The organism is Micromonospora sp. WMMC250, assembly GCF_027460215.1.
Taxonomy (GTDB): Bacteria; Actinomycetota; Actinomycetes; order Mycobacteriales; family Micromonosporaceae; genus Micromonospora; species Micromonospora taraxaci.
On record NZ_JAPZBJ010000002.1, the window covers coordinates 3,669,556 to 3,693,020 of the forward strand.

At 72.1% G+C, this 23,465-nt stretch carries 18 protein-coding genes; 6 read left to right on the top strand and 12 right to left on the bottom strand.

From position 1 onward, the window contains the following. Positions 1–82 precede the first annotated feature (82 nt). From O3438_RS16105 to O3438_RS16115, 3 genes are all read left to right on the top strand, one after another. Positions 83–1,903 carry a SpoIIE family protein phosphatase gene (locus tag O3438_RS16105; protein WP_269680723.1) on the top strand — a complete coding sequence of 607 codons (1,821 nt, stop codon included), beginning with the start codon at positions 83–85 and terminating at the stop codon, positions 1,901–1,903. A 91-nt stretch (positions 1,904–1,994) separates the two neighbouring features. Then, complete coding sequence (locus tag O3438_RS16110) at positions 1,995–3,167, top strand: PQQ-dependent sugar dehydrogenase (RefSeq protein ID WP_269680724.1); 1,173 nt, start codon at positions 1,995–1,997, stop codon at positions 3,165–3,167. Between the two features lie 61 nt (positions 3,168–3,228). Next, positions 3,229–4,803, top strand: coding sequence for a metallophosphoesterase (locus O3438_RS16115; protein WP_269680725.1), 1,575 nt, complete (start codon positions 3,229–3,231; stop codon positions 4,801–4,803). Between the two features lie 10 nt (positions 4,804–4,813). Here the strand turns inward: O3438_RS16115 and O3438_RS16120 are convergent, their stop codons facing one another. Beyond that, positions 4,814–7,171: a transketolase-like TK C-terminal-containing protein gene (locus O3438_RS16120; protein ID WP_269680726.1), complete on the bottom strand. Its 2,358-nt coding sequence runs from the start codon at positions 7,169–7,171 to the stop codon at positions 4,814–4,816. A 122-nt stretch (positions 7,172–7,293) separates the two neighbouring features. Beyond that, positions 7,294–8,793 (bottom strand): Asp-tRNA(Asn)/Glu-tRNA(Gln) amidotransferase subunit GatB, encoded by a 1,500-nt coding sequence (gatB, locus tag O3438_RS16125; RefSeq protein ID WP_269680727.1) that lies wholly within the window; start codon positions 8,791–8,793, stop codon positions 7,294–7,296. 120 nt (positions 8,794–8,913) lie between these two features. Between gatB and O3438_RS16130 the strand changes: the two genes are divergently transcribed. Both O3438_RS16130 and O3438_RS16135 read left to right on the top strand, forming a co-directional pair. Further along, on the top strand, positions 8,914–9,159 hold the full coding sequence (locus tag O3438_RS16130; protein WP_269680728.1) for a hypothetical protein: 246 nt from the start codon (positions 8,914–8,916) through the stop codon (positions 9,157–9,159). After that, positions 9,156–9,749: a hypothetical protein gene (locus O3438_RS16135; protein ID WP_269680729.1), complete on the top strand. Its 594-nt coding sequence runs from the start codon at positions 9,156–9,158 to the stop codon at positions 9,747–9,749. Before O3438_RS16130 ends, O3438_RS16135 begins: the two co-directional genes overlap by 4 nt. Before the next feature lie 246 nt (positions 9,750–9,995). On the opposite strand, the gene O3438_RS16140 is transcribed toward O3438_RS16135, so the two are convergent. From O3438_RS16140 to ligA, 6 genes are all read right to left on the bottom strand, one after another. Further along, a complete protein-coding gene (locus O3438_RS16140; protein WP_269680730.1) occupies positions 9,996–10,364 on the bottom strand; it encodes a hypothetical protein in 369 nt (122 codons plus the stop codon). Beyond that, the gene (locus O3438_RS16145) at positions 10,364–11,755 is read right to left on the bottom strand and encodes an AAA family ATPase (protein WP_269680731.1); all 1,392 of its coding nucleotides are present in this window, start codon (positions 11,753–11,755) and stop codon (positions 10,364–10,366) included. Before O3438_RS16145 ends, O3438_RS16140 begins: the two co-directional genes overlap by 1 nt. A gap of 11 nt (positions 11,756–11,766) precedes the next feature. Then, positions 11,767–13,242: an Asp-tRNA(Asn)/Glu-tRNA(Gln) amidotransferase subunit GatA gene (gene gatA, locus O3438_RS16150; RefSeq protein WP_269680732.1), complete on the bottom strand. Its 1,476-nt coding sequence runs from the start codon at positions 13,240–13,242 to the stop codon at positions 11,767–11,769. Positions 13,243–13,318: 76 nt separating this feature from the next. After that, a complete protein-coding gene (gatC, locus tag O3438_RS16155; RefSeq protein WP_145785167.1) occupies positions 13,319–13,624 on the bottom strand; it encodes an Asp-tRNA(Asn)/Glu-tRNA(Gln) amidotransferase subunit GatC in 306 nt (101 codons plus the stop codon). A gap of 137 nt (positions 13,625–13,761) precedes the next feature. Further along, a complete protein-coding gene (locus O3438_RS16160; protein ID WP_269680733.1) occupies positions 13,762–16,515 on the bottom strand; it encodes a GGDEF domain-containing phosphodiesterase in 2,754 nt (917 codons plus the stop codon). Between the two features lie 158 nt (positions 16,516–16,673). Beyond that, positions 16,674–18,809: an NAD-dependent DNA ligase LigA gene (gene ligA / locus O3438_RS16165; RefSeq protein WP_269680734.1), complete on the bottom strand. Its 2,136-nt coding sequence runs from the start codon at positions 18,807–18,809 to the stop codon at positions 16,674–16,676. Between the two features lie 328 nt (positions 18,810–19,137). Here ligA and O3438_RS16170 point away from each other — a divergent pair, with 328 nt between their 5' ends. Continuing rightward, positions 19,138–19,677 (top strand): type II toxin-antitoxin system PemK/MazF family toxin, encoded by a 540-nt coding sequence (locus tag O3438_RS16170; RefSeq protein WP_269680735.1) that lies wholly within the window; start codon positions 19,138–19,140, stop codon positions 19,675–19,677. Positions 19,678–19,850: 173 nt separating this feature from the next. On the opposite strand, the gene O3438_RS16175 is transcribed toward O3438_RS16170, so the two are convergent. From O3438_RS16175 to mnmA, 4 genes are read right to left on the bottom strand one after another with little or no spacing between them, the layout of a single operon-like run. Further along, complete coding sequence (locus O3438_RS16175; protein ID WP_442929727.1) at positions 19,851–20,861, bottom strand: ADP-ribosylglycohydrolase family protein; 1,011 nt, start codon at positions 20,859–20,861, stop codon at positions 19,851–19,853. A 30-nt stretch (positions 20,862–20,891) separates the two neighbouring features. Continuing rightward, entirely contained in the window at positions 20,892–21,257 is a 366-nt protein-coding gene (locus O3438_RS16180) for a VOC family protein (protein WP_269680737.1), read from the bottom strand. Positions 21,258–21,293: 36 nt separating this feature from the next. Continuing rightward, entirely contained in the window at positions 21,294–22,298 is a 1,005-nt protein-coding gene (locus O3438_RS16185; RefSeq protein WP_269680738.1) for a methionine synthase, read from the bottom strand. Positions 22,299–22,336: 38 nt separating this feature from the next. After that, on the bottom strand, positions 22,337–23,410 hold the full coding sequence (mnmA, locus tag O3438_RS16190) for a tRNA 2-thiouridine(34) synthase MnmA (protein WP_269680739.1): 1,074 nt from the start codon (positions 23,408–23,410) through the stop codon (positions 22,337–22,339). Positions 23,411–23,465: the final 55 nt, after the last annotated feature.

Genomic DNA, 23,465 nt, shown 5'->3' on the forward strand with positions numbered 1-23,465 from the left:
CACAGCGATGTCGGATCCGGGCCGGGAAGAGGTATAACGAAAGGTCGGAGGGCCGTCGTCCTCCCCGGCAGACAGGTGCTCGATGACCGACGGCTCCCCCGCCAACGCCCGGCGTTCGCGCGTGCCACCACCTCCGGCGCTCGGCGACGCGGCGCGTCTGCGTGCGCTGCACGACACCGGGCTGGACGCCGTACCGGACGAGGCGTTCGACAGGTTCGCCCGGCTGGTCAGCGACCTGCTGGACGTACCGGTGGCGCTGGTTTCCCTGGTCTCCGCCGACCGGCAGTTCTTCCCGGGCGCGGTCGGGTTGCCGGAGCCCTGGTCGCAGCGCCGGCAGACCCCGCTGAGCCACTCGTTCTGCCAGCACGTCGTGGACATCGAGGTGCCGATGGTGCTGCCGGACGCCCAGCTCTACCCGCGTGTGCGGGACAACCTGGCCATCGACGACCTCGGTGTGGTCGCGTACGCCGGGATGCCGCTCACCGACCTCTCCGGCCGGGTGCTCGGCTCGCTGTGCGCCATCGACAACAAACCCCGCGCGTGGACGAGCGCCCAACTACGGACACTGGCCGACCTGGCCGCCGCGTGCTCGTCGGAGCTGCGGCTGCGGATCGCCCTCGACGGCGCACGGGAGGCGCAGCGGCGGGTCGTGCAGGCGCACGAACGGTTGGAGCTGGTGGCGGGGGTGAGCGAGACGCTGGCCGACACACTCGACGTGGGCACCGCGTTGCGCCGGCTCGCCGCCAGCATGGTGCCGCCGCTGGCCGACTGGTGCCTGCTCACCCTGGTCGGGCCGACCGGCCGGCCCCGCGAGGTGGTCTCGGTGCACCGCGACCCGGGCCGCAGCGCCGACGTCGAACGCTTCGGTGAGCTGCTGCGCACCGGGCTGAGCCCGACGTCGATCATCCGGTCGGTCCTGCGGACCGGCCAGCCCCAACTCGGCAGCGCGGCGTCCCTGGCCGACGTGGCGAAGGGCACCACCAACCCGGAGATGGTGTCGATCGCCGCTCGTCTCGGCATCGCCTCCTACCTGAGCGTGCCGGTCCGGGGCGTCGGCGGCACCGTGCTCGGAGCGATCACCCTCGTCAACAGCGCGGAGCGTCAGCAGTTCGACGACCGAGACCTGCTCACCGCTGTCGAGATCGGCCGCCGTGCCGGCCAGGCCGTCGGCAACAGCTCGATGTACGGCGAGCAGCGGCACGTCGCCGAGGTCCTGCAACACAGCATGCTGCCCCACCTGCCGAACGTGCCGCGGTTGGAGCTGGCGGCCCGCTACCAGCCGGCCGCCGACCAGGTGGAGGTGGGCGGGGACTGGTACGACGCCTTCGTCCAGCCCGACGGCGACGTGATCGCCACCATCGGTGACGTGGCGGGGCACGACATCGAGGCGGCGGCGGCGATGGGCCAGCTGCGCAACCTGGTGCGGGGCAACGCCTTCGGCCGACCCGACGGTGTGGGCACGCTGATGAGTGACCTGGACGCCGCGATCCGCGGCCTGCGCCTGCCGATCGCGGCCACCGCGACGCTGGTCCGGATCTGCCCACAGGTCGCCGGCGTCCACGAGGTGACCTGGTCCAACGCCGGGCACCCACCGGCCCTGGTGGTCCGTGCCGGCGGGGCGGTGGAGGTCCTCGAGGCGGCGCCGGAGCCGCTGCTCGGCCTGGCCCGGTCGTCGCCGCGGACCAGCAGGCCGACCAGCCTGGCCGCCGGCGACACCCTGCTGCTCTACACCGACGGGCTGATCGAACGTCGGGACCGGTCCATCGACGAGGGGCTGGCCGAGCTGGTGGGCCGGCTGACCGGCACCGACACGCTGCCCCTCGACGAGGTGTGCGACCTGCTGCTCGCCTCGGTCCACGGCCGTGAGGACGACACCGCGCTGTTGGCCGTACGGGCACGGTGAGTGGTCCACCGGGGATCTTCGGCCCGGTCACCGGCACCCGTCGGATCGTGACGGGCCCGACCGGGTGGTCCGGCGGGCTACCCTGGGCCGGGTGAGAGCCCGTCCCCCGTACCCTCGCGTCCGTCGCCTCCGGGCGACCCTCGCGGCGTCCTGCGCGGCGCTGCTGCTCGCCTCAGGTTGCAGCTTCGGCGAGCCGGAGCCCGACCCGGCCGGCGAGCCACCCAACCTGCCGACGCCGTCCGCGTCGGCGAGCCCGGGCGCCGCCGCCCGGCAGGCGGTGACGACAGTCCTGGCCAAGGGTCTGCGGGTGCCGTGGGGCATCGCCTTCCTGCCCGACGGTGGTGCGCTGGTCACCGAACGGGACAACGGTCGGATCCTCCAGGTCGGCCCGGAGTCCGGGCCGGACGGGCTTCGGGTCCGGCCGGCACAGACGATCCCCGACGTGGCGGCGGCCGGCGAGGGCGGTCTTCTCGGCATCGCCGTCTCCCCGAACTACGCCCAGGACCGGTCGGTCTTCGTCTACTACACGTCCGCGCGGGACAACCGGGTCGCCCGGCTGGAACTCGGCGGTCAGCCCACCCCGATCCTGACCGGCATTCCCAAGGCCAATGTGCACAACGGCGGCGGGTTGGGCTTCGGCCCCGACGGGCAGCTCTACGTCAGCACGGGCGACGCGGGCGAACGACCCCTCTCGCAGGACGTGAAGAGCCTCGGCGGCAAGATCCTCCGCATCACACCGGACGGCAAACCCTCCGCCGGCAACCCGTACCCCGGATCCCCGGTCTGGTCCCTGGGCCACCGCAACGTCCAGGGCTTCACCTGGGACGCGGCCAAGCGGATGTACGCCGTCGAGTTCGGCCAGAACACGTGGGACGAGATCAACCAGATCACCAAGGGCGGCAACTACGGTTGGCCGGAGGTCGAGGGGCGGGCCGGTGACAAGCGTTTCACCGACCCGATCACGCAGTGGGCGACCTCGGACGCGTCCTGCTCGGGTCTGGCCGCCGCTGACCAGTTGCTGGTCGCCGGTTGCCTGCGGGGCAAGCGCCTCTGGGTGATGGAGTTGACCGACACGGGTACGCTGCTCGGCCAGCCCACCGATCTGCTCACCAGCCGGTACGGCCGACTGCGCGCGGTGGCCGCCGCACCGGACGGGTCGCTCTGGGTGGGCACCTCCAACCACGACGGGCGGGGTGACCCGGCCGGCGACGACGACCGACTCCTGCGGGTGGTCTTCGCCGGCGGCGACGGCGGACGCAGCTGACGTTCGTCACCATCCGTTCAGGTTTGCCAAGATCTTCCGACGGGCAGGTCAGACTTTCAGCATGGACGGGCAACGCGACGAGCAACACGACGACGACCGGGACACCCCGGCTGCCGGCGGCGATCTGCCGCGCCCGAACGGCCGGTGGGCAGCGCTGGCCGGCCCGCTGCGGCGCATCGGGCTGATCGGCGCCGTCCTCGCCATCGCCCTGGTCGGGGCGGCGCTCGGGGTGCTGGCCGGCGGTCGGGTGGACACCGACATCGGCCCGTTCCGCGCCAACCTCAGCGTCTCCCCCGCCCGGGACGGCGGCACCACCGTCGACATCCCACCGCTCGGGGCGTTGCTGCTCGACAGCCATGACGGGCCGACCCACCTCACCGTGCGGCTCGGCGCACTCGACCAGGGCCGCACCGAAGCGCTGCTCGACGACCCCGCCAGCATCAGCCGGGCGAGCCAGAGCGCCGTGGAGGACGTCCGCTCCGGCATCATGCGGCTCGGCCTGCGGACTCTCGGCGCGTCGGTGCTCGTCACCCTGATCCTGGCCGGGTTGATCTTCCGGAACTCCCGGCGGACGGCCTGGGCGGGCGGGCTGGCGCTGGTCTTCACCGCCGGCAGCCTCGGCACGGCGGCGGCCACCCTGCGCCCCCAGGCGATCGAGGAACCACGCTACGAAGGGCTGCTGGTCAACGCGCCCGCCATCGTCGGTGACGCCCGCCGGATCGCCAACGACTACACCAAGTACGCCGAGCAGTTGCAACGCCTGGTCGGCAACGTCAGCCAGCTCTACACCACGGTCTCGGCGCTACCGGTGTACGAGCCGGCCCCGGGCACCACCCGGGTCCTGCACGTCTCCGACATGCACCTCAACCCGACCGGTTGGCAGCTGATCCGCACCGTCGTGGAGCAGTTCGGCATCGACGTGGTGATCGACACCGGGGACATCACCGACTGGGGCAGCGAGCCGGAGGCGTCCTTCGTCGGCTCGATCAGCCTGCTCAAGAAGCCGTACGTCTTCATCCGCGGCAACCACGACTCCGACAAGACCGCCGCCGCGGTGGCCCGGCAGTCGAACGCCATCGTGTTGGACAACTCCACGACGACAGTCGCCGGCCTGACCATCGCCGGCATCGGCGACCCGCGCTTCACCCCGGACAAGAACACCTCCCCGGCCGGCAGCGGGCTGACCCCGCTGGTGGCCGACCAGGTCGTCGGCGCCGGCATCGACCTCGCCGCGACGGTCCGCGCCGCACCGCGACCGGTCAACATCGCGCTCGTGCACGACCCGGCATCGGCCGGCCCGCTCTCCGGCACCTGCCCGCTGGTGCTGGCCGGGCACACCCACGCCCGGCAGGTGTCCAAGCTGCCGCAGGCGCCGGGGCAGCAGCCCACCACGCTGATGGTGGAGGGCTCGACCGGCGGTGCCGGACTGCGCGGCCTGGAGGGTGAGAAGCCCACCCCGCTGTCGATGAGCGTGCTCTACTTCGACCAGCAGAAGATGCTCCAGGCGTACGACACCATCACCGTCGGCGGCACCGGGCAGGCCCAGGTCAACCTGGAACGACGCCTGGTGGAGAACCCGACCGCCGGAACGCCCCCCTCGGGCACCCCGACACCGACGCCGACCCCGACGAGTTGAGGGCGGGCGGTCAGCGCAGGGCGATGGCGGCCAGCGCCGCGTTGACGATGCTGCCCGGCAGCAGGTCGTGCAACTCGTACAGCTCCGCGACGGTGCCGGACTGGCCGAACTCGTCCACCCCGAGGGGCACCGCCGGCGCACCCACTGCCGACCCGAGCCAGGCCATCGCGTGCGACGCCGCGTCGTGCACTGTCACCACCGGCACCCGGTCGGCGAACGCGGACCGCAGCGCGCCCGGCACACTCGGCACCGTGGCCGTCCGCACACCCTGTCGCAGGGTGCGCTGCCAGGCCCGGTAGAGCCGGTCCAGCGACGTCACGTCCACCACGTGCGCGGCGACGCCCTCGTCGGCCAGTTCCGCCGCGGCGGCCAGCACCTCGGGCAGCACCGCGCCGGAGGCGGCCAGTTGCACCACCGGGGCGTCGACCAGGTGCGGGTACGCCTGGTGCGCGTCGACCAGCCGGTACGCCCCGGCGACCACCTGCCGACGCAGGACCGCGTCGCCGAGCCGGGCCCGGGCCGCCTCGAACGGCGCCTGGTCCAGCGGGCGGGTGCTCAACCGGAAGTAGTACGCCCCGTCCTCGGTCGGCGCGGCCGTCGCCGCCGGGCTCGAACCACCGGCGATCTGCCCGAGCGCGTCGCAGAGCAACCAGTCGAGGCTGCCCGCGTACGCCGGTTCGAGGAACGTCACTCCGGGCAGCTCCAGGCCGACCGACGCGGTGATGGTGGACTGGTGGGCACCTCCCTCGGGGGCCAGGGTGATGCCGGACGGGGTGCCGGCCACCACGAACCGGGAACCGGAGTACGTGCCGTACAGGAACGCGTCGAGGCCCCGCAACACGAACGGGTCGTAGACAGTCCCCACCGGCAGCAGCGGCTGCCCGGACAGGTCCCAGGACAGGCCGAGCTGGCCCAGCAGCAGGAACAGGTTCATCTCCGAGATGCCCAGCTCGATGTGCTGCCCGGCGGGGCTCTCGGTCCAGCGCAGCATCCGGTCCTCGGTCCAGGAACGCTGCTCGGTGGGGGCGAACACCCCGGTCTTGTTGATGAACCCGGCGAGGTTGGTGGAGGTCGCCACGTCCGGGGCGGTGGTGACCAGGTAACGGCCCACCTCCCGGTCCCGGGCCAGGTCCACCAGCACCCGACCGAACACCTCCTGCGTGGAGATCGGCTTGTTGGCGCGTACTCCCGTGCTCTCCGGGACGGTGACCCCCAGCGCGCGCTCGCGGGGCGCGCGGGACAGCGCCTCCCGGCGGGCGCCGGCCCGGATCCCGGCGGGTGACGCCGGGTCGAGGCGGTCCCACTCGGTCTCGGCGGTGAGGCCCTGCGCGGCCCGCAGCGTCGCGACCTGCTCGGTGCTGAGCAACGCGGAATGGTTGCGCGGGTTGCCGGCGATGGGCAGACCCCAACCCTTCACGGTGTACGCGAACACGACGCTGGGCCGGTCGGTGACCGCGTCGCACTGGGCGTACGCGTCGAGCATCGCCTGAAGGTCGTGCCCGCCCAGGTCGGTGACGAGCGGGCCGAGGTCCTCGTCGGTGATGTCGGCGATCAGCTCGGCGATCCCGGCCGGAGCGCCGTCCAGGAACTGCTTGCGCAGGGCCGGGCCGGCCAGCCCGAACAGCGACTGGTACTGCTCGTTGGGCATCGCGTCGATCCAGTCGCGCAGCGCCTCGCCACCCGGCCGGGCGTACGCCTCGGCGAGCTTACGGCCGTACTTGACCTCCACGACGTGCCATCCGGCCGCCTCGAACTGACCGCGCCACTGGTTGATCCGGATGCCCGGCACCACCCGGTCCAGCGACTGGCGGTTGAAGTCGACGAGCCACATGACGTTGCCCAGCCCGGTGGTGGCGGGGTCGGCGACCGCCTCCCAGATGTTGCCCTCGTCCAGCTCGGCGTCGCCGATCAGCGCCACGAACCGGGAGTGCGGGCGGGCCCCGAAGTGCGCGTCGACGTACCGCCGGGTGGCGGCGGCGAAGAGCGGCGCCGCCGCGCCGAGCCCCACCGAACCGGTGGAGAAGTCCACCTCGTCCGGGTCCTTGGTGCGCGACGGGTAGGACTGGAGGCCGCCACGGGCCCGCAGCCGGGGCAGGTAGGACCGGTCCAGGTTGCCGAGCAGGTACTGGATGGCGTGGAACACCGGGGAGGCGTGCGGCTTCACGGCGACCCGGTCCTCGGCGTCCAGGTGCGCGAACCAGAGCGCGGTCATCGCCGTGACCAGGGAGGCACTGGACGCCTGGTGGCCGCCCACCTTCACACCGTCACCGGTGGCCCGGTCGTGGTTGGCGGCGTCCACGATCCGGGTGGCGAGCCAGAGCACCCGCCGCTGGATCTCGTCGAGGACATCGAGGTCGTGCTGGGTCACGGTGGCTCCATCCAGGCGTCGCCGTTGACGCCCTCGCGAGGGGTGCGGGGTGGCCGCATGGTCGGCAGGGGATGACGAAGAGCCGCCGCCGGATCGCGGCGGCGGCCAACTCCGGGTGGGTCTCAGCCCTGGACGCCGAGGCGCTCCAGGATCAGCGTGCGGACGGCGGCGGCGTCGGCCTGGCCCCGGGTCGTCTTCATGACCGCACCGACCAGCGCGCCGGCCGCCGCGACCTTGCCGCTGCGGATCTTGTCGGCGATGCCCGGGTTCGCGGCGATCGCCTCGTCCACGGCGGCGGTGAGCGCGCCGGTGTCCGACACGACCTCCAGGCCCCGGCTGGTCATGATCTCGGTGGGCGAGCCCTCACCGTCGACCACACCCTCCAGCACCGTACGGGCCATCTTGTCGTTGAGCTTGCCGGCGTCGACCAGCCCCTGAAGCTCGGCCACCTGGGCGGGGGTGGCACCGATCTGGGCCAGCTCCACGCCGCTCTCGTTGGCCCGGCGGGACAGCTCACCCAGCCACCACTTGCGGGCCGCCGCAGGGGTGGTGCCGGCGGCCACGGTGGCCTCGATCAGCTCGACCGCACCCGCGTTCAACACCGACTGCATGTCCAGGTCGGAGAGGCCCCACTGCTCCTGGAGCCGACGCCGGTGCACCCGGGGCAGCTCCGGCAGGGCGGCCTTCAGCTCGGCGACCCAGGCCGGGTCCGGGGCGATCGGCACCAGGTCCGGCTCCGGGAAGTACCGGTAGTCGGTGGCCGTCTCCTTCGAGCGACCCGGGGTGGTGTCACCGGTGTCCTCGTGGAAGTGGCGCGTCTCCTGCGTGATCCGACCACCCGCGTCGAGCACCGACGCCTGCCGCAGCATCTCCGAGCGGACCGCCCGCTCCACCGACCGCAACGAGTTGACGTTCTTCGTCTCGGTACGGGTGCCCCACTCCGCACCCGGCAGGTTGAGTGAGGTGTTCACGTCACACCGCAGCGAACCCTCCTCCATCCGCACGTCCGAGACACCGAGGGTCCGGATCACGTCGCGCAGCTCGGCGACGTACGCACGGGCCACCTCGGGGGCGAGCGCACCGGTGCCGGTGATCGGCTTGGTCACGATCTCGACCAGCGGAATGCCGGCGCGGTTGTAGTCGACCAGCGACTCCGTCGCGCCGTGGATGCGGCCGGTGGCACCGCCGACGTGCAGCGTCTTGCCGGTGTCCTCCTCCAGGTGCACCCGCTCGATCTCGATCCGCACCGTCTCGCCGCCCACCTCGACGTCCAGGTAACCGTCGACGCAGATCGGCTCGTCGTACTGGCTGATCTGGAAGTTCTTCGGCATGTCCGGGTAGAAGTAGTTCTTCCGCGCGAACCGGCACCACTCGGCGATCGAGCAGTTCAACGCCAGACCGATCCGGATGATCGCCTCGATCGCCGCCTTGTTGGCCACCGGCAGCGAACCGGGCAGGCCCAGGCACACCGGGCAGACCCGGGTGTTCGGCTCACCACCGAAGTCGGTCGGGCAACCGCACCACATCTTGGTGTTCGTGCCCAGCTCGACGTGGGTCTCCAGGCCGATCACCGGTTCGAAGCGCGCGACGACCTCGTCGTACGCGGGCAGTGTCGTGGTCATGAGACGCTCCAGACGCGATCCGGACAGAACCTGTCCAGCCTAATGGGGTTGTCCGATCAATCCTCGGGCGGGTTTCGTCAGAGGTGCGTGGCGTCGCCGACGGCGGGGTAGGGAACGGCGATGACGAATACGGGGAAGGCGTCAGAGGCGCGGGTCCGGCCGGTCATCGTTGCTGTGGTCGCGGTGTGGGCGGTGGCCGTCGTGGTCACCCTGATCAGCTGGTTCGCCGCCGGAGAGGACCGGAACCCGGACTCGGCCGCCGCGCTGGTACTCGGTGTGGCGCTGCCCGGGGTGGTGGCGGTGGCGATCGGGTACGTGGCAGTGCGTCTGCTGAACCGACGGCGTGCGGGGCGGGGACGACGGTGACCAGAAGGAATACTGCGGGCAACCCGACGGACGATGAGCGGGCCGGACAGGTCATGGACGCCCGGTGGCGCTCAGGCCGGATGACCAAGGCCGCGGTGGTGCTGTTGACGGCCACCGTCCCCGCCACGTTCGCCGTCGGGTTGCTGATCTCCGACGGAGAACGGGATGCCGGCGACCCGCTGATCCGGCTGCTGCTCCTCCTGGTGACCGCGGCGCTGGCCGTCGCCGTCGTCCTCCTGATCAACGCGTGGATGACGAGGAACTCTTCGCTGTCCGACGGCGCCGACCTGGCCAGCCGCCGGCGGGTGAAGGCGGCACTGCGCGACGGGTCGACCACCGACCCGCAGGTCGACGCGCTGGCCCGCAAGGAGGCCGAGCAGCAGGTACGTCGACGGTGGGTGTTCTGGGCCCTCGGTGTGGTCCTGGCGTTGCAGACGCTGAACGCCGTCAGCACCGACCGGACGTCCACCCGTTGGACATCTGGGCTGGGCGCGCTGGCCTGGGCTGTGCTGCTCTACCAGCACTGGCGCACCACCCAGCGGGCCCGCCGCTACCTCGCCGGCCCGACCTCAGGTTACGCCGAGCGGTAACCCAAGCGCACCAGCGCATCGCATGTGTCACTCCACCACTGTTGGTACGCAGGCACCCCCTGTAGACGAGCCAGCGAGACCAACTCGCCAAGTTGGCCGTAGTGGTCGGTGGTTGAGCGGCTCACCCGGCCCATCACGCTGTTGAGCGCGCTCTTGGGATCGACCACTCGCTCCACCAGTCGCGGCTGTGCAGGAAGCCCCATCTCGGCATCGGTCCACCTGACGCCGAGAGCACTTCGCAGTGCGTCACCATCCGCGAGAAGCCACGCCTCCGTCTCGCGCACCGGAACCACTGCTACCAGTTGCTCCGCACGCTCCCCCCCACACCTCACGCAGCGGTCGCAGCCACTCCGCGGCAGTCCGCTCGGCGTTGGCGCCCTGATCATGATGAAAGAAGATCAGGGAGAAGCTTGCCGGATTCTGCTCGACGAGCCCGACGACATCAGCGATCGAGCACGGGCCTTTTCGGTCGCGTAACGGCTGGATGTCAGCCACCTCGACCGCGTCCTCAAATTCGGTCAAGCAGATCTCGGTCAACGCCCTGGCAAGCAACCTGGGAAGAAACTGATCGTCGGTGACGCCCTCGGAGACCAACGCGGAGGTCAGATAACGCATCAGTTGTCCAACTCCGCCATGACCTCGAACTCGGCAATCTCCCTCGGGCTCACCACGCTTCCGACATCAAACGCGTCGTCGATCGTAAGCTGCTGAGCCCCGGCAATCGATCTCCACCGACTGACCCGACTACGGGCCTGGCCGCGTTGGACGCGACTGACAACGTCCATGAAGACGGCGTCGGTTCGCGTCCGGGCCTGGGCGGGTTCCAACGCCCGCAGGATCGCCGGCGAGTGACTGCTCAGGATGAGCTGGGTCAGAGCAGCGCCCTCGGTTCTCGCGTCGATGGCCCGTTCGACGAGGTTCCGGAGGTACCTGACGAACTGCGCCAGCCGTTGCGGAAAGATGCCGTTCTCAGGCTCTTCGAAACAGATGAGACCGGCGCCCCTCGGGTCGTACAGTGCCGCCAGGAGGGCGATCGCCCGGAGGGTGCCGTCCGAGGCCACCCTGGCCGAGAATGGCGATTCCTCCCGGGTCAGCACTTCCACCTGCCGCTGCCGGCGGGCTTCATCCTCAGCGAGGCGAACCCGGATGACACCCGGGATGACGGCGGCCAGGTCGGCGGACAGGTCGTTCAGCGCCCCTTCCGGCCTGTCGTCACTGCCGGTCTCATCCGCCAACCGCCGCAGCGTGTTGGCCAGGTGACCTCCATTAGCGGCGAGGCCGTCGGGGTCATCGTAGGAATCAGGGGCGCGCAACGCGCTGGGATCCAGGTGCAGCAGACGCCACGACTGCATCTCTCGCTTGAGCGCGTACAGCAGCGGGAAGTCTGTCGCCGTGGTCAGACTGGACAGAACGGTTGCAGTGGCAGCCGTCGCGGGAAGGCGACGCTTACGCCCCTGATTGCCCTGCTGCCTGATGCTGAAGACAGGCCGGTTCTGCTCGTCCTGCTCCGTCTCCAACGGATCGGCACCCGTGCGGTAGGCCGCCAACCGCTTACGCTGCTCGGCGTCGAACCGGGCGACCCAGGTGTCGTCGGCCCGCCGGATTCTCCGAACCGCCTCACTGACGACATACGGCCGCTGCGTCCCGCTGTGACCGGTCGACCTGAGTTCAAGCGTCAACTCGTAGCGAAGTCGCGAATGATTGACTTCGGCCGTGTCGCCGAACGCGTCGGTGACCGATCTGTCCAGCAGCACTTCGACGGCGAACGACATCACCTCGACCGAGGATCCGTCGGTGTGCTTGTGAAAGAGGTCCACGATGTCGCCACGCATGTGTTGAGCGGCTTCGAGGACCGGGTCGCCGGCCAGTCGACCGAGGAACTGGATGGCGTCGAACAGGTTTGACTTGCCTGCCGCATTCCGTCCGATGATCACGAGGAAGGGCGGGATGTCCAACGAAAAATCACGGAAAGACTTGAATCCGTCGATCTCGATCCGCGTCAGCATCCCGCCCGCCCTCAGAGCGCCGGCGGGGTGAACGTGCCGATGGCGGACTCCAGCGCGGCGGCCACCCGGTACATCCGGTCGTCGGCCATGGTCGGGGCCATCACCTGCAGTCCGACCGGCAACCCCTCGGAGAGCCCGCAGGGCACCGAGATGCCCGGCCCGCCGTACAGGTTGGTCGGGATCGTGTACAGGTCGGCCAGGTACATCTGGTACGGGTCGGCGGTCCGCGCGCCCATCGGGAACGCCACCGACGGGGTGGTCGGCGAGATCAACGCGTCGACCTGCTCGAACGCGGCGGTGAAGTCCCGCGTGATGAGCGTCCGGACCTTCTGCGCCTGCCCGTAGTACGCGTCGTAGTAACCCGACGACAACGCGTACGTGCCGATCATGATGCGGCGCTTGACCTCCGGGCCGAAGCCGGCCTCCCGGGTCAGCGACATGACCTCCTCCAGCGACCGGTTGCCGTCGTCGCCGACCCGCAGGCCGAACCGGACACCGTCGAACCGGGCCAGGTTGGAGGAGCACTCGCTCGGGGCGATCAGGTAGTAAGCCGGCAGCGCGTACGCGAACGTCGGGCAGGAGATCTCCACGACCTCGGCGCCCATCTTGGTCAGCGCGTCCACCGACTCACGGAACGCGGTCATCACACCCGGCTCGGCGCCCTCGCCGACGAACTCGCTGACGATGCCGAGCCGCACGCCGGTCAGGTCACCCGTCGCGCCGAGCTTCGCCGCCGCCACCACATCCGGAACCGGCTGCGGGATCGAGGTGGAGTCCCGGGGGTCGTGCCCGCCGATCACCTGGTGCAGCAGGGCCGCGTCGAGCACGTTCCGGGCGCACGGGCCGGGAGTGTCCAGCGACGAGGAGAAGGCGACCAGGCCGTAGCGGGAGGTGCCGCCGTAGGTGGGCTTCGCGCCCACGGTGCCGGTCACCGCGCCGGGCTGGCGGATCGAGCCGCCGGTGTCCGAGCCGATGGCCAGCGGCGCCTCGTACGCGGCCAGCGCGGCAGCGCTGCCACCACCCGAGCCGCCCGGGATCCGGGTCAGGTCCCACGGGTTGTGCGTCGGGCCGTACGCCGAGTATTCGGTGGAGGACCCCATGGCGAACTCGTCCATGTTGGTCTTGCCGAGCATCACCGTGCCGGCGTCACGCAGACGCTGCACGATCGTCGCGTCGTACGGCGGGCGCCAACCCTCCAGGATCTTCGACCCCACCGTGGTCGGGACGCCCCGGGTGGCGAGCACGTCCTTCACCGCGACCGGCACACCCGCGAGCGGGCCCAACTCCTCGCCGGCTGCCCGGCGCTCGTCCACCGCGCGGGCCGCGGCGAGCGCGCCGTCGGAGTCGACGTGCAGGAAGGCGTGCACCCGGTCGTCGACGGCGGCGATCCGGTCCAGGTGGGCCTGGGTCACCTCGACGGCGGAGGTCTCGCCCCCGGCGACCAGGGACGCGATCTCCGACGCCGTCATCTTGATCAAATCACTCATGCCGTCACTCCGCTTCGCTCCGCGACGCCATGAGGCACCACGGCGCTGCACCGATGATTCGCTCGCTGCCGCTCGCTCATGAGGCCACGTCCTCGCTCAGGATCCGCGGTACGCGGAACCGCTGGTCCTCGGCGTCGGGGGCGCCCGAGAGCGCCTCCTCAGGGGTCAGGCACGGCGTGACGACGTCCTCGCGGAAGACGTTGGTCAGCGGCACCGAGTGCGAGGTCGGCGGGATGTCCGCGGCGGCGACCTCGCCGACCTGGGCGACTGCCTGGAGGATCACGTCGAGCTGGCCGGCGAACGTGTCCAGCTCCTCCTCGGTGACGGCGAGCCGCGACAGGCGCGCCAGGTGCGCGACCTCCTCGCGGGAGATGGCGGCCATCCGTGCCCCCTTCTGATGTCCTGCTGGTCGGCGGTGTGCCTGCCGCGCGGCGGGTGGAGCGTGACGCGCGGTGACCGGAGCGAGTCTATTGTTCCGCTCCGGTGCCGCGTCCCCGACTCCCCCTCCCGACAGCCGGGTCAGCGGGTGGGGCGACGACCGGTGTCCGACTGCGGGGGCCCGCTCGGGCGCACCGGCCGGTACCGGGCCAGCCAGGTGACCAGTTCCTCGGCCGGCATGGGCCGGGCGTAGAACCAGCCCTGCGCGGCGTCGCAGCCGGCGGCGTGCAGCATCCGCCAGGTCCGCTCGTCCTCGACGCCCTCGGCGACCACCCGCAGCCCCAACGCGCCGGCCAGCTCGATCATCGACCGGACGATCGCCGCGTCGTCGGCGTCGTCGGCCATGCCGAGGACGAACGACCTGTCCACCTTCACCTCGGACAGCGGCAACCGGCGCAGGTGTTGCAGGGAGGAGTAGCCGGTGCCGAAGTCGTCCAGCGCGATGGCCACGCCGATTCGGTGCAGGTGGGAGATGGTGGCCAGCACCCGGCGCGGGTCGGCCATCAGGGCACCTTCGGTGATCTCCACCTGCAACCGCTCGGCCGGAACCTGGTAGCGGGCCAGCCGGTCGGCGATCTGGTCGGCGATCTCGCCGGTGTGCAGGTCCCGCACGCTCACGTTCAGCGCCGCGCGCAGGCCGATGCCGGCCGCCGACCACTTGGCGAGTTGCTCCACGACGTCGTCGACGACCCGACGGGTGAGGAGACGCATCACCGCGCTCTGCTCGGCGACCCGGATGAGCTCCTCCGGGTCGACCATGCCCCGCCGGGGGTGCCGCCACCGCAGCAGGGCCTCGACGCCGACCACCTCGCCCGTCGCGATGGCGATCTGCGGCTGGTAGTACATCGTGATTTCGCCGGCGTCGTCGGGCGCGTCCCCGTCCACGTGCGCCCACCCGGTCGATCCGGGCGCCTGCCCCGACGTGCCCGGCCCGGCGTCACGCCGAGGCCAGGAACCACCGTTGCCCCTCGCGGGCAGCACGCCCGCGTTCGACGCCCGGCGGCCGTTGCCCGCTCCCGCACGTCGCTCCCGGGCCGAACCCGAGCGGGTGCCGGCGACCGAGGCACGGGAGCTTCGGCCCCGGATCGGGTCGGCGCCGGTGGCGATCCGGTTGATCAGCTCGTCGGCGTGCACCAGCTCGGCGTCGTTGCGCCGACGACGCCCCCACCAGCGGGGACCGGCCGGCGGCGCGGTGGCGACCGCCGATGCCGGCTCCGCGAGTGGTGCGGGCTCGGCCGGGGATCCGAGGGGCAGCGCCGCCCCGTCACCGCCGCGCACCTCGGCCTTCGCGCCCAGGGGTACGTCGACCCGCTCGGCGTCGCTCGACACGACGTCCCGGCCGTTCCCGTCGGCCTGATCGGCCAGCGCGTCGCCGTAACCGCGCACCGCCGGCCCGGCGTCGAGGGGCCTCTCCCCCCGACCCTCCCGCTCGGCGGCGAACGGCTCGGTGGCCTGCCCCTCCCGCTCGGCGGCGAGCGGCTCGGTGGCCTGCCCCTCTCGCTCGGCGGCGAACGGCTCGTCCGTCGACGGGCTGGATTCCAGCACCCGGCGCAGGTCGGCGAGGAGACCGAGTCGCTCGGCGGAGTTGTGGTCGGACTCGGGGGCGTAGACGGCCACCGTGTCGTTGCGGTGCTTGGCGTCGTACATCGCCACGTCGGCGTGGCGCATCAACGTGGCGAAGTCCTCGCCGTGTTCGGGAAAGAGCGCGATCCCGATCGAACCGCCGACGTCCAACGGCAGCCCGTCGAGTGGCACCGGCTCGGCCAGCGCCTGGACCACCCGGTCGGCCAACTCCCGTGCCTGACCGACGTCGGTCAGGCCGGTCATCACGATGGCGAACTCGTCGCCACCGAGACGGGCGATCATCTGCGGTCGGGGCTGCACGTCGGCGAGCCGGGCGCTGACCTCGACCAGGAGCCGGTCGCCCACGGCGTGACCGAGAGCGTCGTTGACGTTCTTGAAACGGTCCAGGTCGATTAGGAGCAGGGCCAGTTGACCGTCGGGCTCGCCACGGGCGGTCCGCTCGGCGTGCAGGTGCACCTGCTCGGCCACCTCGGCCAGCAGCGCCTTGCGGTTGGGAAGCCCGGTCAGCGGGTCGGCGGCGGCGAGGTGCTGCTGCTCGACGGTCAGCCGGGCCATCCGGTAGACCGCGAACAACGGCACGAGCACCAGTGGGATCAACGCCGCGCTGACCCGGGCCGCGGCGACCAGCACCGGGGCGAGCAGCAACAGCGAACCGGTGGAGAGCAACTCGAAGCCGAGGCCCTGACGCAGGGTCGGCCACCACCGGTCGCCGAAACGCAACCGCACCGCCCAACTGACCAGCCCGTAGTTGACGACGAACCACGCCAGCGTGGCACCGCCGACAGCGGCCACGTCGGTCCAGTGCAGACGACCGCCGGAGAAGATGGTGCCCGAGCCGAGCTGGATCACCCCGTACGCGGCGGCGAGGGCGCACGCGTACTGGCCGACGTTGAACGCGGTCCGCCAGGCCGCGTGTCGCATCCGCCAGCCGGAGACGATCACCCCGACCGCCTGAACCGCCACGGCGGGCCCGAGGCCCCAGCCGAGCAGGATCGCGAAGGTGAAGCAGGTGGACGGGAACACCGCCGAGGTCTGCCGACGCCCCGGCGGCACGAACGGCCGGGCGTCGCAGACCACAGCGAGCACGGCCATCGTCCAGAACGCCACCGGCAGCCCGGAGACCTCGGCGGGAAGCGTCGCCAGCGGTACGGCGGCGGTCAGCGCGGCGACCACCAGGATGCCGACGACGAAGGTGGCGAACGGCGTCGCCCGCCCCGGGGGGAGCGAGTTGCGTGGATCGGCGGCCTCCACCACACCTCCCGACGACCGTCGGCGTGCCGCTGCGGTACGCCGTGACCCAATGAAACGCCCTCAGCCCCCGGTTTCCCGGTATGACAGTCACGAATCGGTCGTAGTCGTAATTAAGTTGGTATACGCCGCCAGTCGTCTCCGCAACCGTGCCGCCGGAATTACTCGCCGAGCTGGGCGACCTCCCGCGCGGCGTCCGGACCCGCGTCCAGCAGCAGCCGGAACCCGTCCTCGTCCAGCACCGGCACCTTGAGGCTCGCCGCCTTGTCGGCCTTGGACCCGGGGTTGTCCCCCACGACCACGAAGCTCGTCTTCTTGGAGACCGACCCGCTGAGCTTGCCGCCCCGGCTCTGCACGGCCTCGGCGGCCTGGTCCCGGGAGAAGCCGGCCAGTGTGCCGGTCACCACCACCGTCAGCCCCTCCAACGGGCGCGGACCCTCGTCGACCGCCTCCTCCGCCATCCGTACACCCGCCTCGGCCCACTTGCGGACGACCTCCCGGTGCCAGTCCACGGCGAACCACTCGCGGATGCTGGCCGCGATGGTCGGCCCGACCCCGTCGACGGAGGACAGCTCGTCCTCGCTGGCCGCGTCGATGGCCTCCATCGAGCGGAAGTGCCGGGCGAGCGCCTGCGCGGCGGTGGGGCCGACGTGGCGGATGGAGAGCGCCACCAACACCCGCCACAGGTCACGCTCCCGGGCGACCGCCAGATTGTCCAACAACTTGACCGCGTTGCTGCCCAGCGTGCCGTCCTTGTTGACGAAGAACGGGGACCGGGACAACTGCTCGGCGTCGAGCTGGAAGAGGTCGCCCTCGTCGGCGATGACGTCCGCGTCCAGCAGGGCCGCCGCACCCTTGTAGCCGAGAACCTCGATGTCGAACGCGCCGCGACCGGCGAGGTGGAACACCCGCTCCCGCAGCTGGGCCGGACAGCTGCGGGTGTTGGGGCAGCGGATGTCGATGTCGCCCTCCTTGGCCGGCGCGAGCGGAGTGCCGCACGCCGGGCAGGTGGTCGGCATGACGAACGGCCGGGCGTCGGCGGGTCGCAGGTCGACGACCGGGCCGAGCACCTCGGGAATCACGTCACCGGCCTTGCGCAGCACCACCGTGTCGCCGATGAACACGCCCTTGCGTTCGACCTCCCGGGCGTTGTGCAGGGTGGCCAGCGCGACGGTCGAGCCGGCGACCCGCACCGGTTCGAGCACGGCGAACGGGGTGACCCGACCGGTGCGCCCCACGTTGACGTCGATGTCGAGCAGCTTGGTGGTGACCTCCTCCGGCGGGTACTTGAAGGCGATCGCCCATCGCGGCGCACGGCTGGTCGAGCCCAGCCGGCCCTGGATGGACACCGGGTCGACCTTGACCACGACCCCGTCGATCTCGTGCTCGACGTCGTGCCGGTGCTCGGCGTAGTAGGCGATGTATTCCGCCACGCCGGCCAGATCCCTGACGACCCGCCACCGGTCACTGGTCGGCAACCCCCACGCCTTCAGCGCCGCGTACGACTCGGACTGGGCGGTGGGCTGGAACCCCCGGCGGGCGCCGATGCCGTGCACGACCAGGCGCAGCGGTCGGGAGGCGGTGATTCGTGGGTCCTTCTGCCGAAGGCTGCCGGCGGCGGCGTTGCGGGGGTTGGCGAACGGCGCCTTGCCCTGCTCCACCAGGCCCGCGTTGAGGTCGGCGAACGCGGCGACCGGGAAGTAGATCTCGCCCCGGACCTCCACCAGCTCGGGCACGTCCGGGAAGTCGGCCGACGCGGTGAGCTGGCCCGGCACGTCGCGGATGCTGCGCACGTTGGCGGTGACGTCCTCGCCGGTGCGGCCGTCACCCCGGGTGGCCGCACGGACCAGCCGGCCCTTCTCGTAGGTCAGGTTGATCGCCAGCCCGTCGACCTTCAACTCGCACAGGTAGGGCACCGCGCCACCGGCGTCCCGCTCGACCCGCTCGGCCCACGCCGCCAACTCCTCGTCGGCGAACGCGTTGTCGAGCGACAGCATCCGCTCGGCGTGGGTGACCGGGGTGAAGTCGGTGGAGAACGTGCCGCCCACCCGTTGGGTCGGCGAGTCGGGCGTCCGCAGCGCCGGGAACTCCGCCTCCAGTGCCTCCAGCTCGCGCAACTGCTTGTCGAACTCGGCGTCGGTGATGGTCGGCGAATCCAACACGTAGTAGCGGTATTGGTGCTCGGTCAGCTCCTGGCTGAGCGTGGCGTGCCGCTCCCGGGCCTGCGGCGTGGGCTCCGCCCCGGCCGCCGCCTCCTGAGCCGGGCTGACCTGCTGACCGATCTGCTCCTCGGACACACCGCCACCTTCGGACACGCCTGCGACCTCCCTGATCACGCTACTCCGGCACGGTATCGGGCCGGTGGGACAATCCGGCGTCCGCCCGCGCCGGAAGCGACGCCGCCCTCACCCGCTCTCCGTGCTGGCCGGGTTGGCGGGTGCCGCGGACTGTGGGGCCGCTGCGGTGTCGTCGACGGGCAGCACCGACGACGGCACGCCAGGGCGTCGTCGGCGGGCGGCACCGGCGACGGCACGCCGGGGCGTCGTCGGCGGGCGGCACCGACGACGGCGTGCGAGGATCGCCGGACGGTGCGGCCCTCGGGGTCGCCGAGAGGCGGAGGTACGGATGCCCGAGGCGCTGCTCTGGGCGGTGGCGATCCTGCTGGCGGTTGCCGCCGGTTGGGCGTGGAACAGTTGGCGGCACCGGGTGTCGACGCGCCCTCCGGGCACCCGCCCGGACCGCTCCGCCCCGGACCGCTCCGGCGGTCGACGTCCGGCTCCGCCGCGACCGCGCAGCACCGACCGGCCGGCCAAGCCCCGCCCGCGCGACTCCGACCGGCACGACGCCCCGGAACCCGGCGAGATCTGGTGGGCCGACGTGCCGTACGCCGACGGCACCGGATCGAAGGTGCGCCCCTGCCTGGTACTTCGTGCCGACTCCCGGGGCGCCGACGTCCTGAAGATCACCAGCCAGGACAAGAGCGACCGGGACGACCACGTGCGGATCCCCACCCGGGACTGGGACCCCGGCGCGGAGCACGACAGCTACCTCAGCCTGACCGAGCCGATCCGCCTCAGCTCGGCCGCCTTCGCCGACCACGCCGGCCGCTGCGACGGCGACCTGTGGAAGAAGGTCCGCAGCCTGCGGCACCTGCCCACCGCCTGACCACCCGCCGCCTGCCCTGACCCTGGCGGCCTGATCCACTCGGGTTCCTGAAAAGCGCGCCATCACCGGCCCCGCGATGCCCCGACTTCCAGAAACCCGAGTCGATCACAGGCGCCGGCCGGCAGGCGGGCCTGGCACGCGACCCGGCCGGTCAGACCCCGGCACGCGGCGGGTCAGTCCCAGGTCGCGCCGAGGGTGGCGAGCTGGTCGGCGTACTCGATGCGGTTCGCCCATTCGGTCGGCCAGGCGGCCATCCCGAGCGCCGCGCCCACGAACGCGCCGGCCAGGGCGGCGATCGAGTCGGAGTCGCCGGCGGTGGTCGCGCCCCGGGCCAGGGCGGTGACCGGGTCGTCGGCGTGCCGTACGGCGCAGAGCAGCGCGGTGGCCAGCGCCTCCTCGGCGACCCAGCCCTCTCCGGTGGCCCGGCACGGGTCACCGCCGTCGTCCGGCCGACCCAGGGCGTCCACCAGTCGACCCAGCGCGACGAGGCACTCGTCCCAACCCTGGGCGATGAACTCCTCCGGAGACCGCGAACCGGGGCGCTGCCACAGGTCACCCAGCCACTGCTCCCGGTAGACCAGACGCTGGGACCGCGCCCGCTCGATGAGCAGCGCGGGCACCTCGGGCAGTGTGGCGCCCGCGCGGAGCGCGAACACCGCGTACGCGGTCAGCTCGCTGGCGGCCAGCCCCGTCGGGTGACCGTGGGTCAGCCCGGCCTGCAACTGGGCGAGCCCGGCCAGTGTGTCCAGGTCGACGTCGAGCAGGCCGACCGGGGTGACCCGCATGTTGGCCCCGCAGCCCTTCGACCCGGCCACCGTCGCCTCCTGCCAACGCACCCCACGGCTCAGCTCCGCACAAGCGCGCAGGCAGGTCATGCCCGGGGCGCGGTTGTTGTCCGGGCTGATCGCCCAGGCCAGGAAGCGTCGCCGCAGCAGAGGCTCCACCGCCTCCGGCGTCAACGACGGCGCTTCGCGCAGCGCCCAGGCGACCGCGAGCGCCATCTGGGTGTCGTCGGTGACCAGGGCCGGCTCCCCGGACAGCTCGCGGGGACCTGCCGGACCGTAGCGGTGCTCGATCTCGGCGACGGTCAGGAACTCGGTCGGCTTGCCCAGCGCGTCACCGTAGGCGAGGCCGTAGAGCGAACCGGAGGCGCGCAGCGCGGCAGTGTGGATCACGGCGGCCATCATGCCCGGCCGCCGCAAGCCGTGCCGAGGTCAGTCCCAGCAGAGACAGAACGGGTGGCCGGCCGGATCGGCGTACACCCGGAAACCGTCGCCCTCGCCCGGCAGTCGCCGGGCACCGAGCGCGAGCGCCGCCTTCTCCGCGGTCTCGATGTCGTCCACCGTCACATCCAGGTGGAACTGCTGAGGGCGCTCCGGGTCCGGCCAGGCCGCTGGCCGCAGGTTGAGCGCCTGTTGGAAGGCGAGACGCGGCTGGTGACCGGGCGGGCCGCCCAGCACCACCCAGTCGTCGTCCATCTCACCCTCGGCGAGAGGCACGCCGAGCAGCTCGGCGTAGAACGCCGCCAGCGCCCGTGGATCCGGGCAGTCGATCACCACCGTACGCAGCTGTCCAATCATGACCGTCATCCTGCCCAGCGGGTACGACAGGAAACCTCAGACCTCGGCGAGCCTGCGGCCGGCGTCCCGACAGGCCGCGAGCACCGCCCGCGCGTACTCCGGGGTGGCACCGGCGAGACCACAGGCGGGAGTGACCACCACCTGCTGAGCGAGCTGCCGGCGGGGAAAGCCGAGGCGGTCCCAGAGCTGGCGTACCCGATCGGCGATCTGCGCGGAGGTCGGAGCGCGACCGGCCGACGGCGGCCGGGTCGGAGCGGCCCCGGCCAGCAACCCGAGGCCGGCGTCGATCGCCTCGCCCAGCGGATCCAGGTCGGTGACGAGGTCCAGGTCGAGGGCGACCGCGACGGCACCGGTGGAGCGGATCAGCTCCAGCGGTACGTCCGGGGCGCAGCAGTGCACGAGCGTCGGCACGCCGACCGACTCGACGACGGTGCGCAGCAGCGCGGCGGCGTCCACCGACTCGACCGCCCGGTACGCGCCGAACCCGCTCTCGGTCGGCACCCGTCCGGCCAGCACGGCCGGCAGCGACGGTTCGTCCACCTGGAGCAGCACCGACGCCCGGGGCAGCCGCCGGGCCACCGCCGCGACGTGCGCGCGCAGCCCTTCGGCGAGGGAACCGGTCAGATCGCGGACCGCGCCGGCGTCGCGCAACAGACGGCCGCCGATCGGCAGCTCCAGGGACGCGGCCAGCGTGAGCGGCCCGGCGGCCTGCACCTTGATCGGCCCGGCGTACTCCTCGGCCTGCTCGGCGAGCTGGTCCAGGTCGCGTTCCATCAGGTCGAGGGCCCGGCGCAGGTCGCGGCCCGGGCGCGGGGCGACCCGCCACCGGCCGGCGTACACCTCGACGGGCAGGTCGACCAGCAGGCCGGCGGAGCGGCCGATCAGGTCCGCGCCAGGGCCACGGGCCGGTAGCTCGGGCAGGTGGGGCAGGTCGGGAAGCTCACCGAGGACCACCCTCTGGGCCTCGCCGATATCGATGCCGGGCAACGAGCCGATCCCGGTTGCCGAGCCCGCCGGCCAGGGCCACGCCTGATCTGTCACGGCCGAAAGGCTATCCCGCTGGCACCCGGGCCGTGCGGTCAGCCGGTGATGGTCGCCGAGCCGAGGACCACGTCACCGGCCGGGTCCGGCCGGTACGCGACGAGGGCCTGACCGGCGGCGACGCCGCGTACCGGCTGGCGCAGCTCCGCGTGCAGCAGGTCACCGTCGAGGGCGACCGTGGCGGGTACCACGCTGCCGTGCGCGCGCAACTGCACCTCGCACTCCACCGGGGAGTCCGGAAGCGCGCCGCCGGTCCAGACCGGACGAACGGCACGGACCTCAGACACCTCCAACGCCTCGGCCGGGCCGACGGTCACCGTGTTGGTCTTCGGGGTGATGGAGAGCACGTAGCGCGGCCGGCCGTCCGGGGCGGGCCGGTCCAGGTGCAGCCCGCGACGCTGCCCCACCGTGTACGCGTACGCGCCGGTGTGGCTGCCGACCACCGCGCCGGTGCTCGCGTCGACCACGTCGCCGGGGGCCTCGCCGAGCCGGCCGGCCAAGAAGCCACGGGTGTCGCCGTCGGCGATGAAGCAGATGTCGTGCGAGTCGGGCTTGTCGGCGACCGCCAGGCCACGCTCGGCGGCTTCCGCTCGGACCTGCGCCTTGGTCGAGTCGCCCAGCGGGAAGATCGACCGGTCCAGCTGCTCACGGGTGAGCACGGCCAGCACGTACGACTGGTCCTTGGCCACGTCGACACTGCGCCGCAGGAGCCCGTCGGGGCCGAGCCGGGCGTGGTGCCCGGTCACCACCGCGTCGAAGCCCAGCGCCACCGCCCGGTCCAGCACCGCCGCAAACTTGATCTTCTCGTTGCAGCGCAGGCAGGGGTTCGGCGTACGGCCGGCCGCGTACTCGGCGACGAAGTCGTCCACCACGTCCTCGTGGAAGCGGTCGGCCATGTCCCACACGTAGAAGGGGATGCCGATCACGTCGGCGGCCCGGCGGGCATCGCGGGAATCCTCCAGGGTGCAGCAGCCGCGCGCCCCGGTCCGGTAGGTCTGTGGGTTGCGGGCCAGCGCCAGGTGCACGCCAGTCACGTCGTGCCCGGCCGCCACCGCCCGCGCCGCCGCCACGGCCGAGTCAACCCCGCCCGACATCGCCGCCAGAACCCTCACCGGTCCACTCCCTTCCCCGTTTCCGGGACAACCCTATCCACCAGCCCGGGCAAGC